The 15869-nt window shown below is 35.3% G+C and carries 27 protein-coding genes; all 27 read right to left on the bottom strand.

Going from position 1 to position 15869, the window contains the following annotated elements; genetic code table 11:
- Position 1: 1 nt before the first annotated feature.
- A complete protein-coding gene (locus IGK54_RS04070) occupies positions 2-400 on the bottom strand; it encodes an HK97 gp10 family phage protein (protein ID WP_368023820.1) in 399 nt (132 codons plus the stop codon).
- Positions 393-770, bottom strand: a complete 378-nt coding sequence (locus IGK54_RS04065) for a hypothetical protein (protein WP_085345203.1) — start codon at positions 768-770, stop codon at positions 393-395. Before IGK54_RS04065 ends, IGK54_RS04070 begins: the two co-directional genes overlap by 8 nt.
- Entirely contained in the window at positions 767-1111 is a 345-nt protein-coding gene (locus IGK54_RS04060; protein WP_002395886.1) for a hypothetical protein, read from the bottom strand. The genes IGK54_RS04065 and IGK54_RS04060 overlap by 4 nt, the downstream gene beginning before the upstream one ends.
- Before the next feature lie 8 nt (positions 1112-1119).
- On the bottom strand, positions 1120-1356 hold the full coding sequence (locus IGK54_RS04055) for a hypothetical protein (RefSeq protein WP_002372022.1): 237 nt from the start codon (positions 1354-1356) through the stop codon (positions 1120-1122).
- A gap of 23 nt (positions 1357-1379) precedes the next feature.
- Positions 1380-2282, bottom strand: a complete 903-nt coding sequence (locus tag IGK54_RS04050) for an SU10 major capsid protein (RefSeq protein WP_010784640.1) — start codon at positions 2280-2282, stop codon at positions 1380-1382.
- Between the two features lie 13 nt (positions 2283-2295).
- Positions 2296-2922, bottom strand: coding sequence for a capsid assembly scaffolding protein Gp46 family protein (locus IGK54_RS04045; RefSeq protein ID WP_002404572.1), 627 nt, complete (start codon positions 2920-2922; stop codon positions 2296-2298).
- Positions 2923-3090: 168 nt separating this feature from the next.
- The gene (locus IGK54_RS04040; RefSeq protein ID WP_225583308.1) at positions 3091-3327 is read right to left on the bottom strand and encodes a hypothetical protein; all 237 of its coding nucleotides are present in this window, start codon (positions 3325-3327) and stop codon (positions 3091-3093) included.
- Between the two features lie 64 nt (positions 3328-3391).
- On the bottom strand, positions 3392-3712 hold the full coding sequence (locus tag IGK54_RS04035) for a hypothetical protein (RefSeq protein WP_368023821.1): 321 nt from the start codon (positions 3710-3712) through the stop codon (positions 3392-3394).
- Between the two features lie 2 nt (positions 3713-3714).
- Positions 3715-4761, bottom strand: a complete 1047-nt coding sequence (locus tag IGK54_RS04030) for a phage head morphogenesis protein (protein ID WP_368023822.1) — start codon at positions 4759-4761, stop codon at positions 3715-3717.
- Positions 4736-6211, bottom strand: coding sequence for a phage portal protein (locus tag IGK54_RS04025; RefSeq protein WP_368023823.1), 1476 nt, complete (start codon positions 6209-6211; stop codon positions 4736-4738). The genes IGK54_RS04030 and IGK54_RS04025 overlap by 26 nt, the downstream gene beginning before the upstream one ends.
- Before the next feature lie 12 nt (positions 6212-6223).
- On the bottom strand, positions 6224-7612 hold the full coding sequence (gene terL / locus IGK54_RS04020; protein ID WP_430603235.1) for a phage terminase large subunit: 1389 nt from the start codon (positions 7610-7612) through the stop codon (positions 6224-6226).
- Positions 7605-8066, bottom strand: a complete 462-nt coding sequence (locus tag IGK54_RS04015) for a helix-turn-helix domain-containing protein (RefSeq protein WP_174098281.1) — start codon at positions 8064-8066, stop codon at positions 7605-7607. The genes terL and IGK54_RS04015 overlap by 8 nt, the downstream gene beginning before the upstream one ends.
- 75 nt (positions 8067-8141) lie before the next feature.
- The gene (locus IGK54_RS04010) at positions 8142-8336 is read right to left on the bottom strand and encodes a hypothetical protein (protein ID WP_430603233.1); all 195 of its coding nucleotides are present in this window, start codon (positions 8334-8336) and stop codon (positions 8142-8144) included.
- Positions 8337-8501: 165 nt separating this feature from the next.
- Positions 8502-9275, bottom strand: coding sequence for a hypothetical protein (locus tag IGK54_RS04005; protein ID WP_430603231.1), 774 nt, complete (start codon positions 9273-9275; stop codon positions 8502-8504).
- 246 nt (positions 9276-9521) lie between these two features.
- Positions 9522-9929: a transcriptional regulator gene (locus IGK54_RS04000; RefSeq protein WP_002364505.1), complete on the bottom strand. Its 408-nt coding sequence runs from the start codon at positions 9927-9929 to the stop codon at positions 9522-9524.
- The gene (locus IGK54_RS03995; protein WP_202518405.1) at positions 9930-10169 is read right to left on the bottom strand and encodes a hypothetical protein; all 240 of its coding nucleotides are present in this window, start codon (positions 10167-10169) and stop codon (positions 9930-9932) included. It abuts the gene before it with no gap.
- Positions 10166-10375: a hypothetical protein gene (locus tag IGK54_RS03990; protein ID WP_430603229.1), complete on the bottom strand. Its 210-nt coding sequence runs from the start codon at positions 10373-10375 to the stop codon at positions 10166-10168. The genes IGK54_RS03995 and IGK54_RS03990 overlap by 4 nt, the downstream gene beginning before the upstream one ends.
- Positions 10375-10536 (bottom strand): hypothetical protein, encoded by a 162-nt coding sequence (locus tag IGK54_RS03985; protein ID WP_202255443.1) that lies wholly within the window; start codon positions 10534-10536, stop codon positions 10375-10377. The genes IGK54_RS03990 and IGK54_RS03985 overlap by 1 nt, the downstream gene beginning before the upstream one ends.
- Positions 10537-11055 carry a DUF1642 domain-containing protein gene (locus IGK54_RS03980; protein WP_430603353.1) on the bottom strand — a complete coding sequence of 173 codons (519 nt, stop codon included), beginning with the start codon at positions 11053-11055 and terminating at the stop codon, positions 10537-10539.
- 138 nt (positions 11056-11193) lie between these two features.
- Entirely contained in the window at positions 11194-11481 is a 288-nt protein-coding gene (locus tag IGK54_RS03975; RefSeq protein ID WP_430603351.1) for a hypothetical protein, read from the bottom strand.
- Between the two features lie 50 nt (positions 11482-11531).
- Complete coding sequence (locus IGK54_RS03970; RefSeq protein WP_025189984.1) at positions 11532-11948, bottom strand: YopX family protein; 417 nt, start codon at positions 11946-11948, stop codon at positions 11532-11534.
- Between the two features lie 254 nt (positions 11949-12202).
- Positions 12203-12988, bottom strand: a complete 786-nt coding sequence (locus IGK54_RS03965) for a DNA adenine methylase (protein WP_430603226.1) — start codon at positions 12986-12988, stop codon at positions 12203-12205.
- 68 nt (positions 12989-13056) lie between these two features.
- Positions 13057-13917 (bottom strand): DNA cytosine methyltransferase, encoded by an 861-nt coding sequence (locus IGK54_RS03960; protein WP_430603225.1) that lies wholly within the window; start codon positions 13915-13917, stop codon positions 13057-13059.
- A 54-nt stretch (positions 13918-13971) separates the two neighbouring features.
- Positions 13972-14178, bottom strand: coding sequence for a hypothetical protein (locus IGK54_RS03955; RefSeq protein ID WP_002395813.1), 207 nt, complete (start codon positions 14176-14178; stop codon positions 13972-13974).
- Between the two features lie 19 nt (positions 14179-14197).
- Complete coding sequence (locus IGK54_RS03950) at positions 14198-14527, bottom strand: hypothetical protein (RefSeq protein WP_002381635.1); 330 nt, start codon at positions 14525-14527, stop codon at positions 14198-14200.
- A gap of 12 nt (positions 14528-14539) precedes the next feature.
- Positions 14540-15067 carry a single-stranded DNA-binding protein gene (gene ssb / locus IGK54_RS03945; RefSeq protein WP_430394868.1) on the bottom strand — a complete coding sequence of 176 codons (528 nt, stop codon included), beginning with the start codon at positions 15065-15067 and terminating at the stop codon, positions 14540-14542.
- Positions 15068-15071: 4 nt separating this feature from the next.
- Positions 15072-15869 (bottom strand): helix-turn-helix domain-containing protein, encoded by a 798-nt coding sequence (locus IGK54_RS03940; RefSeq protein WP_430603222.1) that lies wholly within the window; start codon positions 15867-15869, stop codon positions 15072-15074.

The following is a 15869-nucleotide window of genomic DNA, read 5'->3' as shown; positions in this document are numbered from 1 at the left end:
TCTATCCTTTCTTAGCGATGACAATCGCCATTTGTTTAAACCGTTTTGGAATATAAGTTGCATGAGCTAATTTATAAGACTTTTGCAACATGAATCGCCCTTTTACAAATCCACCATTCTTGGTTCTGTGTCCGTCATTAACATATTTGAAATATTTTTCATTGTTAATTAAGGCGCCAACGATTCTACCACTTGATGTTTTTCTAGCTTTAATGATTCTGTATCCACGTCTTAAATCACCTGTTTTAATCGGCGTAATAGGTACAATTAACTGATAAATCTTCGCTAAGGAATCATTGACCATCGCCATACCTTCTTTTTCAGCAATTGGTGTCATTTTCTTCAAGTTTGCAATAACTTTGTCCGCATTCGAAGTCATTCTAAAATCACTTTTACTCATCGATTGCACTTCCTGTCAATGTTACTTCGATGTGGCTTGGATAGTTAAAGGGTTTCTTTGCAAATAAAATATGCTTTTGACCTGTACTTTGAATGACAGTGATTCTGTCGGCCTTTTTCACATCTACATCAGGCATTAAGAATAATTTTTGATCTTCGTAAGTGATATTAAAGGTCCCTTTGTTTTCAACAACTGGTAAGCTACCAGCGCTACCCAGGCCACTTTGAGACAATGCGCATTTTAACTTTCCATCATGGATTGGTGAATACCCTTGCTCAGTGATGCCCGTTTCAGAATTTTCAATATCGTTCATTCTTTCAATGACACACGAATCAAGATAGGTCATTGCCAAAATATCCGCTTCATTCAATAGAAAAACACCCCACTATCACAGCCAATTAAACGTTTTATAGTGTCGCTGTAGTTGCCAAGCAACGCTGTTATACTCTGCTGCGTAGTTGCATAGCTAATAGATGTATCACCGCGCTTAATGCTAGTTACAGCTTGTTCCGTTTCACTTTTAAGTGACTGATATAGAATTTCAATTACAAGCGAGGTAAGTAAATCCCAATCAATTTCAATCTTACATGTATTGTAAGATCCGATTTCCAAAAGAACTAGGTCTAAGACAGACGAAATACGCTCTTTTGAAACATTAGGTAGCATTTTTGAAACTTTTTCTATAATTACTTTTTTTTGTTCGTCTGTCATATAATCACCTAAATTTCTGTTAAATCTGCAGCTTCTTCTAAAATTGCAATAGCTTTTTTATCAGAAACACTCACTTCGATTTTTCCGTCAACTGCTGTAATAAATTTACGTGTTTCAGGATGAACAAAACCAACGAAATTTTTATTTTTTAAAACTTTGAATGTTTTTGTTTCAGGTTTCACTTCTTCAGTTACTTCTTTTGTCTCTTCGATTACTTCTTCTTTGACCTCTGACTTTTTAACCATAATTATTCTCCTTTACTTTTTAATTATTCACCTGGTGCTGCAGTTGCAAGGTTTAAGATTGCCCCTGAATTTGAAGCGTTGTATTCAATCGTGTATTCACCAACTAAACCAATACGTTTTGAATCAGTTGTTTTCGCTAATTCCTCTGCGCGCCATTCACGTAACGGACGTAGCTCCACATAGTTTGTATCTAAAGCAATCATTGTTCCACTTGGCAGTGACGGCTCAATTAAAGCTGTACCTGATCCATAATTTGAAACAATTTTCCCTAGTTGCAATCCAAAAGCTACTTGATCTCCAAAGTTAAACACTTTAGTGCCCGCTTTATCAACTTCATCGGTCATTAAATCAACCATATCAGTCGAAACCAGACATAGTTTTTCACCTGCATAACCTTTGTCAAACATAGTTTTAAACATTTTATCCACATCTTTACGTGTTACTGCATCAGCTGCAGACGTTTTAACTAAGTTATCAGAGTTGATTAAGTTAATTACACCAGCCATTTGACGCCCTTTAGCACCATTTTCATCAGCTTTTACACCAATTAATAGCTTTTTGTTCAAATCTAACTTCATTTCTAGCGCACGTTGAGAGACTTGGTTAGCTAATTCACTACCTACGCCATTAACATTAATTGCATCTAATGTTCCTGAAACAGAAGTAGATTTTCGGAAAATTTCGGTGTAGTTACTGAACCATTTACGCCCTGAATCTGCATCTTTGTATTCTCCACCTTCTAATTGTGCAGATGAATCTTCTCCATCAAGTTCTGATTCACGCCATTTGATCTCCGTAGAAGTTGCTGGGCTAGTTTTACCAGCTCCTAATAACCAGCTTAGAAACGGTGTTGACGGACGTTGTAATGCATTTACCTCTTGTGAAATATCTAAGTATTCTAGATTATTTACTGTAGTTTTTTTCATTTATAAATTCCTCCTAATTAAATGCTTGTAATTTTTGACCTAATGCTTCTTTAGGATTTTCAATCGGCTGCGTTGACTGATTACCATTAGTCGCATTAGTTTGTTGCTTATTACCGAATGCTTTTGTCATTTCCATGTTTTTAATTGCTTCAGCATGCTTTTCATTGATGGTGCTTAAGACACCTGTGAATGACTCTACAGCCTTTTGTGTGAACTCTGTATCTGAACTAACTAAAGTGCTTAACATGAATTGAGAAATTGAATCTTTCAATTCTTTATCCAAATCTAACCCCGCGATTTGTTCAGCAACAAAAGCTTTATTTTCGTTCGAACGGCTCTTAGCTTTCTCTGCTTCAAACTCAGCTTTTAATTTCTCAAGTTCTAGCTGTTCTGGTGTTTTGTTCTTTTTAGCTTCTTCATATTGCTTCACGGCTTCCTGTTTTAGCTTATCGAGGTTATTCTGTTTCCAAGCTTCTAACTGTTTATCTGCAGCACTTTGTGATTGAGATTGAATGAATTTCTGTGCATCTTCATTCGATTCGACAAATGCTTTAAAATCATCAATAGTGAACTCTGGTTCATTTCCCCCACCATCAGCAAACATCTGCAAATTCATTGGTAATAATTTTTTTGTTTTCATTTTATTTCTCCTTTCGCCCCACGATTCGTTTTCACGCCCCGCATTGCTTTAGATTATTTATTGCGCCCCGCCATTCAATCAAGCCCAGCATTACGCTAGTTTTACGTCATTTCGGACAAAATAAAAAGCCCAACTTTTGTTAGACTACTTTAAACAATGTTCATTCTGTTATCCTTCCATTTCATCCAATACTTGTTGTTTTGCCACATCTAGCATGCCTAATAATGGTAAACTACCACTTTGGCTGTAATACGTAGTGACATCTCCGTTCGGCCGCTGTATAACGATTACAGCCTGTTCAAAATCAGGTTCTCGACTTGATACCCATTCGTAAAACTCTTCGTTCGTCTGTCCACGTTCTTTCTTACGCTGAAAATCTTCAATGGTATTGACTTTTTTTGCCATAAGATTCTCCTTCCTCAAAAATTCTTCATAATCACTATCTAAGTAATCATAGGGATCCATCTAATCACTCCCAATTCTTATGGACCAGTTCAGCGTCTAGCATTTGATAATCAGCGACAGCATCTTTTACATTTTGTAGAGTCCTAGACACAATCGAAATAGTTAGTTTACTTTTTTTACCTGGCAAAGAATACAAAATATCGACGTGACAATAATTGCCACTCCAAACTGATTTAAGCTCATCTTTGACGATATTACCGTTGCCGTCTCTCAAAGTGTGCTTGGTCAAATATCGCTCATTTTCTTCTTCAAAAGCTTTTTTATAGGCTTTTTCTGTACCATTCGTAACTTCTAGATTTAATACTGCTTCGAATAATCCTTTCATTGCTATCCTCCTCTCCTATTTAATTTTATTCCCCAATTATTATTAGCGAATTCATCCAATAAATCACCGAACATTTCTTCATACAATTTATCTATATCATCACTAATTTCAGGGATAATTGGTATTTCAGTACAACGACAACGTCCATGATACGGTGGATGCCAATCGTCTTTAATCTCTTTTCCGTGACGTCCACCACAAATAGAGCAAACACGCTCATCTTCTGCTGACCAGCTTTGTGTTTGCTTAACACTTATATCCTTTAGCGATTTTCTTACACCCTCTACAGCAAAATGTGAATATTCCGTTCTAACAAGATTTTCAATCGATCGATTAAACTTTCCTTGTTCCAACTTAAACATGTCGCTAATAACACTATCGTTTTTCATCGTTTTAAGAGCTTCTAAAACACCTTCGCCGCTTGCCAACGAATTAATAATAGAATTGCTCAAACGTTGCTCTAGGGTTGATATATTGCCCCATAAACGAGATGAAAATGTTTTTCCGCTCCACGGATAATTCAGAATGTTTTCCATCTCTTTTTTTGATAAACCAGGAGCAGAGCCGCCTAATAATTGCATCAACGCATTAGAATTAGAATTATAGATTCGTTTTGCAATATTTTCTAAGTCGTTATTAAATTTACCGTTGACATCACTAGATATCGCTTCACCTGCAAGAGTAGAAAAAATGTCTGCTCGTAATTGCAATAGGCGATTGACCTTGGCATAGTCGTAAGATGGAAAATACTCATCTATGAATTGCTTATAAGCTTCGTCAGACTCCATCAACTTTTCATAGTTTTTCTCAATGTACTTGCGGTACTTTTCTTGGTCTCGTTTGCTAAAATCTTCTAGCATTTCGCTTTGTGTGATGTCGTGTAAATCCGCTTGTGACAATAGCTGTCGTTGTATTTTAACTAAAGCACGTTCAAAAACTGATTCAAGCTCACTAAGAGTTTTCTTCTCTAGTTTCAAACGTGCTTTGTCTTCTAATTCTCGGCGTTTTTCCCAATAACGTTCACTAGCCGTTGTTTTCTTCTTCGTCATTATCCGCACCGCCTAGCTTGCCGTATTCCCCGCTTGGATAGTTTTGCCCTTGTTCTAAGTTCATCATGTCCGCCTCGTAATCCGGATCTTTAACGAATGGAATTTGATTAATGATAGTACGTTTTGATACATAAGGTGCTAATTTAGGTAACGCCTCAGCAAGATATCCAATATCGGTTGGTAAACTACGACTAAACGTAAACACAATTTTAGAAACATCTACTTCTAATTTATCGTTAAATTTTATAAAAGCCGCCATCGTCTCTGCAACTTCTTTTAATCCTTCTTTAAAGTACTGTTCTTTCGTGTTTGTTTTGGCTTCTAGTGCTATTATTTGCCACTTGCGAGCTTCACCAGAGCTATTGGATTTAAATACTTCATCGTTGAAGTCGATTGACTTAGTGACTGTGTAGTAAAGCTTTTTCAGCTGATTAAGATGATACTCGTTGAAATCTTTGTTAATATCTTTCGTTACATAGCCAACCTTTGCTTGTGGATCTGGCAAATTAATGACACCTAGCTGTTCCATCATCCTCTGTGCTTCTTCTTCACCTAAACGAGACCCGCTAATCATCATATACGCTAATTTAAATTGCTCTACCTCGTTTTGTTGGTCTGACAGGCTTCTATCAAATGCATCAGAAAGTTCCTCTGCTACTTCAAAATCACAATAACGGTTCGTGTTGTTTTTAAATTCTGATAGGTAGAACGTTTCTAAAGGGTTATCAGTTTCTGCTGTCAATTTAAATGTTTCAGCCGCATTCATTAAATTCGTTTCCACGTATCTGTTATACGTTAAGATTTTTTTCTTAGTAACAACTTTCATTTCTTCGAAAAATTTCTTTTGGTGTGTGTCATATTTCTCTCGAATGAAAATATCTGCATTTTCATATTTTTCGGCTCTCCATGGCTCAACATTGCATGCCCACAATTGCCACTCTCCCGCAGTTTCAACGGGTTCTAACAAACGAAAAGCAACCCCACAAGCGCCTTGATATCGTGCCGTGTCCGAATCCAACATTGCGAATCGCATTTCTTTAACTAATTCTGCTAGTCTATCGAATTCTTTAGGTGTTTTTATCTTTGCGCTGACGTTACCTAAAAATAAATCCTTTGTTTTTTGAATTAAGGACTTCCGTTGTTCAGTAATATCATAATCCCATTTAACTGGGATACCTGTGAAATGATCAGCTGCTTGATCAACAATGGTGTTGTATAAGCCAGCGTGAAGTTTATTATTCACTTTTATAATTTTTGTGTTTGGTTTAGGTCTGCTATCAATCTCATTTTCTTCACTTGTATAAGCTTTGTATTTACGCTCTCTGTCATCAAAAAATGGCTTCATCTCTGTTATAAAGTCATTTGGATCAAACAGCTCTTCGTTTATTTGCGTAGAATATTTCGTTCGTAATCTTTTATATCGACTCAATGTTAAATCACTTTGAAACAATCATTCCACCTCCTAAAATTGGATAAATTGAACTTTATTATCATTTGCTAACGTTTCTACAATTCCTGTAACTGCATCTGGTGCATCATCATGTTTATTTTTTCCCTCTCTTTGGTAGGTCGTCATAGCTTCATAAAAATCTGGCCATCTTATTTTCCAGTCAGAAGGGAAAAACACGTTATTTTCAACAAGTGCTGCATTAGAAAGAATACGTGATTGTTTGTTTGCCGATTGATGAAATGGCTCGTAATAAGCTCCACGATATCCTCGCTCTTTAACGATTCTTTCTGAATTACGAGAAAAACCACGCCCACCAGAGTTAGACTCAATGCGGGCATGGTTCACCTGATTATTTTTAATTTGTTCTGCATGCGCTGTTTCCGTTTGTTCCATTGGTTCTTTTGTAAATAGAACATCCAATACTTCTGCTCTATGGTCTTCTGTCTCACCAAAAACAATTGAACACAAGTTGTCAGCCCCTTTATCTGCCGTATCTGTATAATTCCAAATCTTGATATAATTGGAACGTGTTTCATAAGTTGAAAACTTTTGATACAGCCGTCCTTTTAAATCGATTGGTTCTTGTTGGTAGTTAGCTGAAGCGATGTCAGCACCCATTGTTTTCTTTTTGCGGAAATATTCTTCCTTGGAAAGCACAGACTCACAAAGCATTGTATCTGTTTCTTCATCATATGCTTTCATGCTAATATGTTTTACTTTATAGCCTGATTGCGGCAATTCTTTTAATGCTTTACCTGCTAAATCATTAGAATTCCATCTGGTCATAATGATGATGATTTTGCCGCCTGTTTCTAAACGAGATAGCATCGTATTAACAAACCACTCCCAGTGTTTCTCTAATACCATAGCGTTATTTGCTTCTTCAGCGTTTTTAATTAAATCATCAATGATAATAATGTCTGCACCAAACCCTGTAGCTGTGCCAGTTGGTGACGTTGCTAGATAATTGTTATATCCGCCGGTCAAACTCCATAAGTTCATGGCCCCATCACCAGACTTTATCTCTACACCAGGGAATACATCTGAAAATACAACTCTGTTTTCATCCGCTTTTATTTCTTGAATAGTATTCCTTACGCTTTTAGAAAATGTTGTAGATAGCGTTTCGTTATATGATCCCGTCATTATTTTTTTTCGAGTGTCATTCCCTAACAACCATTCTACGAATTTACTAGCAGTTCTGGATTTCCCATGTCTTGGCGGTTCGTTGATAACTAGAACGTCATCATCGCTATCGTAAATGAATTCTTGCAGATCATCGCATAACTCTTTTAAGTACTCTCTGTCTTGCTTATAAAAGTCAGATGCAGTTAATTTACAATAGTCCCAAAAATAACGACGAGATAATTCTAACTTCGCGCCTAAAACGATTTTATCCATCGCCTTCAGCTAACTTTCTTAATTCTTCCTCAGACAGACCAGCAAAAGGATTGTTAACAGACATTTCACCAGAAACTTGAGTTTCTTTCTTATCTCTCCACTCATCTGGTTTTCTATTTTTCAACCAGAAAATAGCAGATGTCGGGTTAGGAGCCATTTGCTTTGTTACTCGTTTAGTTACTTTCATGCCTGAGTCAGTTAACTCTTTAGTAATTTCGGTGTATTCGTAACCCACCGCACTTTTAAACAGTGCATTTTCCACTTGGCGATCTACAACTTCTTTACCTCTTTTTATGGTGTCCTTAATGTCCGGAAATCGTTTTTTCCATTCATTTAACGTAGAACGACTTATTCCAATATTTTGTGCTATCTGTTCATCGGTGAGGCCGTCTTTAGCCCATCCACCTATTTTTATTAATCCTTCTTCAGAAATCCACTCTGTGTACTTTGCCATGACCTCACCTCCAGTATAATTTTATGTATAAAAAAAGACTACTATTCAAATAAGCAGTCTTTCCAAGTATAATACTCAATCTCGGTCCATTGCATGTTTAATACACTTATTGCATACAAATTGTTCAGGATCATTTTCATTTGGGTAAAATAAATGTCCACAGTTATCACATTTTTTTTCACCATTATAATACTTTCTTGCTGCTTCCATTCTAGCTTGTTTATCTTGTTCATCTTCAAAAGCTCTTGACATATCGACATCTCCGTTCATAAATTTGTTATTAAAATCAACGTTATGAATTTAAGTATAGCGTATGACAAATCGAAAAAAAAGTATCTCAGCAAACTTTATTTTAATTTACAGTACCATATATTAGCTTAACTGCTTTCAACTACCTTATAAATGCCTAATTAAATTGAGTAATTTACAATACTGTTACTGGCCTTCTTTGGCTTTATCCCATTCTATTTTTAAATATAAGGATATAACTGTTGTAAAAAATTCAATAGCCTTATGATAGTTTGTTAAACTAACTTCTATATCTTTTATTTTTTTTTGATAATGCTCAATGTTATTCTCTGCAGCCGCATAATCATAATCTTCACCTTCTAATTTTTCTGGTGGTGTGTTCTTAATTTTCTCTAATTCTGATTGCTCATGTGACATCCAATATTCAAAATTATCTTCATACAATTTATTTATTGAGTCATGATAAAATCTTATTTTATTTGAAATATTTTTATAGTTGTCATCTTTATACAATTCAACTAAACACTCAATGTATTTTTTTATATATGCGTGTTTATTAATATTGTTATTTTCTTTTAAAACTATAGATGTAGCAGTCTCAGAAATAATTATTTTATTTTGTTCAATGTATATTTCTGAATTAACTTTTTTATTCATTTTTGAATTAAAATATAATTTTAATAGCTCAGATACCTTTTCAATTTCCAACCATTGCTCATAGAAAACAGTTTTTTCCTTTTGTAACGAAAGCAGCAAAGAAACAAGTTCTGATGTTTTATCTCTTACGCCACTTATCCATTCTATCCTTGCCCTTGCTTTTAAATTGGCATCAATTTGTTTTTGAGTTATTTCCTTTTGAAGTTCTTCATTTTTCTTTGTCTGTCTATAATTAATATATACATTTGCAAAAATTCCCGCTATAGTTCCACCAAAAGGAACCCATAGTTGCCACCATTCCATCTAAAGCACCCCTGATAATTTTTTATTTAAGTATACCAAAGGTTTAGTTTTTATAATAGCAGCACTCGCAAACATGTAGAAAAAAAGAGAAGGCTCTTCACCTCCCCTCTAAGAGAACGTATCAGTTTGCGAGTGATAGTGTGATCAGTGTTAGCAACGAGATAATATTTATTTTTGATTTCCTTACACTTCTCACACTACTAATTTACCATATTGACTACAGTTAAAATTCCCAACAAATTCCCATTACAATCCTAATTCTTCTGCGACTCTTTCAAAAAAAGCATTTCTTAATCGATAGGCAGTGTTTTTACTGATAAATAACTGTTGGGCTACCCCTAATAAAGTGAGTGTTGGTCTGTTTTTTAAGTAAAGCTCTTCAATGATTACCTGCGTCTGTTCATCCGATTCTGCTAGGCAACTTTGGATAATATTGCGGTTCCTTTCCAAATTCCACAATCGACGATCTGTAGCGATAGTAATAGCTAACCGTTCAGTCGTAGCCGAATTAGTCCCTTTGCCTTGAATATCGCCATTGATATCCGTTTCTTTATATGGATGTCGTAGTTCTAACTCTCGTTGCCGAATATAGTCATCGGTTTTATAATAGTCTCCTAAAATATCTTTGATATAGTTAAATGTTGACGTCCGCAACTAATCATCATCTCCTAAAATTAATTTAAGTTGTCTATCATGCAGATAGTCCATTGTTGCGATTAATTCTGCTGTATATGTTTCTATTTCTAGCGTATCCATGTATCTAGGCTCAATTAATTCTTTTTGTTGATGAATTGCGTTTCTGATATCGTAACCAATTTTTTTCAATGCGTATGAGTATGTTTTTCTGTACTTATCTTGTAAAAAATCTTCTGCTTTTTCACTTAGCGATTTCATTTCTGAACCTCAATCGTGATTGGTCTGCCATACTTTAAAATTTTCCATTCGCCATCTTTTGTATTGGTTTGATTCATATGATTTCTTTCATCACAAGCTATCGTATAATCGAAAAATAAATCGGCTTGCTCTGATCCATGCAGGTACTCAACATAAACGCCGTCTACTTGACGGCCCAGTATATATAATTCTGGATAACTTAGCATTACTTATCCTCCACTTCAATTAAATCTCTTTTCATAAACCAAAATACTTCACCGTTACCAAACTTGATTAATAAAGCTAATATTTCACCATCTACTTTGTCGATGCACTCACCTATTTGTCCTTTCGGAACAATGCTGCTATATCTAGTTTTATATTCCATTTATTCACCTTCTGCCTTCACAGCAAACGGCCAATATCGCTCGTCAACTGCTTTGATTTCTTGTTCAGTATATTTTTTTGCTTCTTCCACATCTTCTGAATAAAAATATCTATAACCAAATCTCATATATCCAATTTCTGGCAACTTCACATAATAAAGCGGCTCTTTCTCGACTTCGTAGCCGTCAAGCCAAGCATGAGCAAACGTCTCTTCATTATCATCTATCCATTTATCAAGGCCATCGTTAATTGGATAAGACATATATATTGGATCATACGACTGCATAAATCCATAGCCTTGTCTTTTAGCATATTTAATCCAGTCAGCCACAACTTGTGGTATCACGACTTTTTTCGGTTCGTCTAGTTGTTTTAAATCGTCTAGGATTTCTTTTCGTGCAACGCCATAACCTGCAATATACATTTCATTTAAAGATGGATTAACTGGAAAGTCGCTTATTTCATATGACGGAACACCTTCCTTACTTTCCCATTTCTCAATCAATTCTTTCTTACCCATTTGCTTCCTCCAATCTGATAAATTTTGCACATTCAGAAATTGTAATAACTCTGTTTTCATATAAGTGCCAGCAAAAATCTCTAAAAGTTCTATTTTCAAAATTAAAGACTTCATACAAACGCTTAACACTTGAATATCTCATTCCGCTTCCTCCTGTTCCAAGGCCCACTGGCTAAATGCTTGTAAGACTTGTAATTGCCCAATTTTTGACATATATCTGTAACATCTATAGACAGTTCTACCACGATAGTCTGGTTTTATAGAATTAACTCTCAGTCTCCAAAATAATTCTATAGGTTCAATATTTGTGACTGTATATTTTTCTTTCAACCAATCAAGCACAACCTGCTGATTTTCGTTGAGTTCTGGTTCATCAGATAAATCATATATCTGTTTTCCATAAGAAAATTGTTTGCCTGGTTCCATATATTCATGCACAAGATCAAATGCCAAATCGTTTATTTTGCTTAATCTACTCATTCTGTTCCCTCCAATAACTCACTATTCTCATAGATATTCCCAACAATCTCAATATCGTCGGTAGCTTCAAATAAATCCTCAGATATATTTTCCCACTCGTATTTAAATGCACCATTTTCAAAAATTACTTGTCCGTGCACTTCTTGATGGTCATCCCAGCCAATATCCCCCTCAAAAATTTCAACGCCGTTCTTGTCTTTCAACCCTGTTGATTGCATGATGACATAAGGAAATTCATCCCAATTAAAAGTTGTATCATAACTTCCTATCTCTATTTCAGACGTACCAGGACTGCCTTTAATCTGAAAATCCGTAATTATGGCCATCATGCTATTCGAGTCATCAAACAAAGGTGTAACATTTTCTAGCATTTCTTTCTCGTAGGTATCCCACGCTCTAAACTTTGGAATCATCTTCTTCACTCACTTTCTAATATTTCCACTTCTTCCGCTGAAAGAAAACTAGCAAGACAATTTGCATCACAAAACATATTGTCTGTTCCATCTTCAAACTGGAAAAAATTAACTATCATAAAATTGTCTCTAATTGTTAAATATGATTGATTAGTAAATTCTCCATCATTAAACAATGCGTTACCACAATTAGCACACGTAGAACTTTCTTTCTGAAAATTTGGATATGACATATTTTTTTCCTTTCTTCTTTTTTAAAATAAATTTATTTGTTCATTCGGTTCATAATTTAGCCATAACACTTCAGTACGATTAGACTTTTTCTTTGTCGTAATGCCTACTTTTGTTTGTTGCTTGATAACATTCCAATTTTTCAATACAGAATTATATAATTCGCTGTCATACCCTGATAAAATCACTTTCCCCTGATGATTTATTAAAGTAGTCAATAATTCTTCATGTTGATGGTTGGTAAATCCGTTCTCATAATGATCACTGACCAAGCTTGATGCGATATAGGGAGGATCACAATAAATCAAAGTGTCTGGATCATTATGTTCTTTAATCAATTGAATCCCATCTTTACATTCAATTTGAGCATTTTTCAATCTAGCGGCTGCATAGCCGATTCTGCTATACATATCCGTCCATTCATAAGCGGTATATGGCCCATTCCAACTTATATTTTTTCTAAATCCAGGCATTGTGACAGTTTTACCACCAACGCTAAACCATAAACGGACGGCCATTCGTCTAGCGTCTTCAACTGGATCAACAGCTATTTCGTTTGACCTTATAAATTCTTCGCGTGAGTACAGCGTGTGATAAATGAGATACTGAAGCTTTTCAGGATCATCTCTCATCACTCTGAATAAGTTGACTAATCGTGCGTCGATATCATTTATTGTTTCAAGAGTTACTCTTGGTTTGTTTAGAAAAACAGCCAGACTACCCATGAATGGTTCTAAATATGCTTTATGCTTAGGCATCTGACTAATTATCAAATCAGACATACGCCATTTGCTTCCTGGATAATTCAATATTCTTTTCATAATGTTAAAGGAGCAAAAAGCTTTTTAATGCGGCCGCAAATCTCCACTCCTTTCTATTAATTAAAGTATTCTACTATATGTTTTCCAATCCATTCCGCCATTGGTACGGCTACGGCATTTCCAACCATTCTCATCCCATCATTATCGGTCCCTTCAAAAGAGAACCAGTCAGGAAATCCTTGAAGTCTCTGCCATTCAAGTAAAGAGTATGGTCTTATTCTTAATCCATCATTAACTAAACGGGTACTTTTATCTTTGGCATAGTGCGCCACCGCTGTTGGCGCTATTCCGTCTAAGCTAGTAATTATGGGTTTATCTCTATATTTTCCATTTAATCTACTATTACCATATCCGGGAATTGATACGTCAGGATTTTTTTCTAAAATATCTTTTAGTCTCAAGTTTGTTATTTGCCCTGGATAGTCCAATTTAGGAAAAGGTCGCTTGCTACCTATAACAATTAACCTTTTCCGCTCTTGCGGAAGCCAAAAATTAGCATTCACGGGGCATTCAACACGAATATAGTAATTGGGAAGTTTTGTCAGACATTCCATTACTACTTGAAATTTTTTCATCCCTGGTACGTTCTCTACAACATATATTTCTGGCTGTGCCAATGCAACATGCCTAAAAAAATGTAAAAATAAATCATCTCCGATTCTAGTACCACTGATGTCAGCAATGCTTGAATATTTTGTACAAGGAAACGTACCTACGTACACATCTGCATCTTGCTGGTCTAAAACTGTAATTTTTGATATATCGCATTCATTTACTTTGTGATTAAAATTTTTTCTTAAAGTTGCACAACATTTTTTATCTATTTCAAAAGATTCAACAACGTTTATACCAGCTTGCAACATACCTAAATCCATTCCGCCCGCACCAGAAAAATAACTTTTCGCTGTAATTTCCATAATTTTCAAAGGAGTAAAGAATTCTTTGTGGTCGACCAAACCTCCACTCCTTTCTTACAAATTCACTGGCTCTTTTTTATAACCAGCATCAATCAAAATACTTTCAATTACATAAAGGTCCGTTTTCTGCTTCAAGCTAGCTTTAAATTTTTTGGCAATATTTCTAGCTGTTTCTAAAGAAACGACCTCATATGTTTTAGCCAATGCATCCGCAATAATAGCGGATGTTGGCGTGTAATAAATCTCCAGCAAAATGAACACTCGCTTTCATTTCATAAATCTAATTTAAATGTTCAGCTTTATATTCCCAAAATTTGTTTCTAGGCATTCCTAACGCTTCTATGATTGCATTCACTGAATAACCAATCCACTGCAAATACAAATATTCTTGAATGGTAAACTTATCTTTATCAATTGAGTTGATTGGTTTAGATTTATCCATTGTTTGCTCACCAATATCCTTACCAAGCATTTTAATTTGACGATAGACCATGCTTTTGGGATGTTTATACCAGTCCGGATTCTCATTCATTAGCTTGAGCATTTCTTTTCGCTTTTGCTTTTTTTCAGCTTGAATACGTGCTATATCTTCAAAAATTACACTGTTCATTTCTTTAACCTCCTAGAACGGCAGATCATCATCGCTAATGTCGATTGAATTACCTGCATCTGCGAACGGATCCACATCTCCACCAAACGACATTTGTTGGCTGTTATTTTGCTGATTTAAGCCTTTATTTTGATTTGTGGCATAATTACTCTCGAAATTATTTTGAACGCTTGTACCGTCATTCTGTGACGTCTGGATGCTATTTCTATTTTCATTGGTACTTTTTGACTCTAATAATTGGAAACTTTCGCAAACAACTTCAGTCACATAGACACGTTGGCCTTGTTGGTTGTCATAATTACGAGTTTGAATTCTTCCAACAACTCCTAATAATGTTCCTTTGCGAGCATAATTAGCCATTGTTTCAGCAGGCTTACGCCAAATTACACAGTTGATAAAATCCGCTTCTCGTTCGCCGTTTTGGTTTGTAAAATTACGGTTCACAGCAAGAGTAAAGCTTCCAACTGCAGAACCACTTGCGGTGTAGCGTAAATCTATATCTTTCGTTAAACGTCCAACTAACACAACTTGGTTTATCATATTGTCACTCTCCTAATAATTCTTGTTTTTGTCGTTCTAATTCAGCTAATTCTTCAGCTGATAAAGGCACATCTTCTTGCATTCCAGTCCAATTTGGTAACTGCTCTAGTCTCACTGGCGCCTTAGAATACGCAGGCTGTTTATTTGTTTGAGACAGATCATATTCATCGTTGTAACGATCATCACGTATCCAACGAAACAATTCTTGCGGGTGATACCAATCGTTTAATTTAATATACGCAAGATAGTCCTTATATCCTTTTTTAAACGGCTCTAAATCTTCTTCCGTCTTGAACTTCTTTAAAAATTGTTCTCTAGCTTTTTTCTTGTTGGTTTTCTTTGGATAAGTTTTCCAAATTTTTTCAAATAATTCAGGCATAGTTGAGCTCGGCTCAACACTATTCTTTTTATTCTTTGTATTATTCTCTGTATTATTAAGTAATGTATTATTATCTTTGGCGTTTTCGCCTATACCCCTATAGTTATTTTCAACTATACCCTCTAGTTGTTTTCGCCTATACCTATCGGTAATTTTAACTACACGTCTCTCTATTGATTTTGTCCCTGATTTGTACTGATAGCTTACGTCAATGTAGCCTTTTTCTTTTAATCCAGATATAAGTTTAGAAACCCTATCTTTACTAAGACCAAAGAAATTTGAAAAGTATTCATTGCTAGCAAAACAGCCATTTTCATTGTCTAAACTATCAATCTCAACTATCAAAAATTTTTCTATCCAGCTTAATTCATCATCAAGCCAAACGTTTTTAGGGATCCAAATACCTTTAAACGCTCTCTCCAT

Origin of the sequence: Enterococcus sp. DIV2384, assembly GCF_050534975.1 — a bacterium.
Lineage (GTDB): Bacteria > Bacillota > Bacilli > Lactobacillales > Enterococcaceae > Enterococcus > Enterococcus faecalis.
Note: the sequence above shows the minus strand (reverse complement) of the source record. Positions and strands in the feature narration are given on the sequence as shown.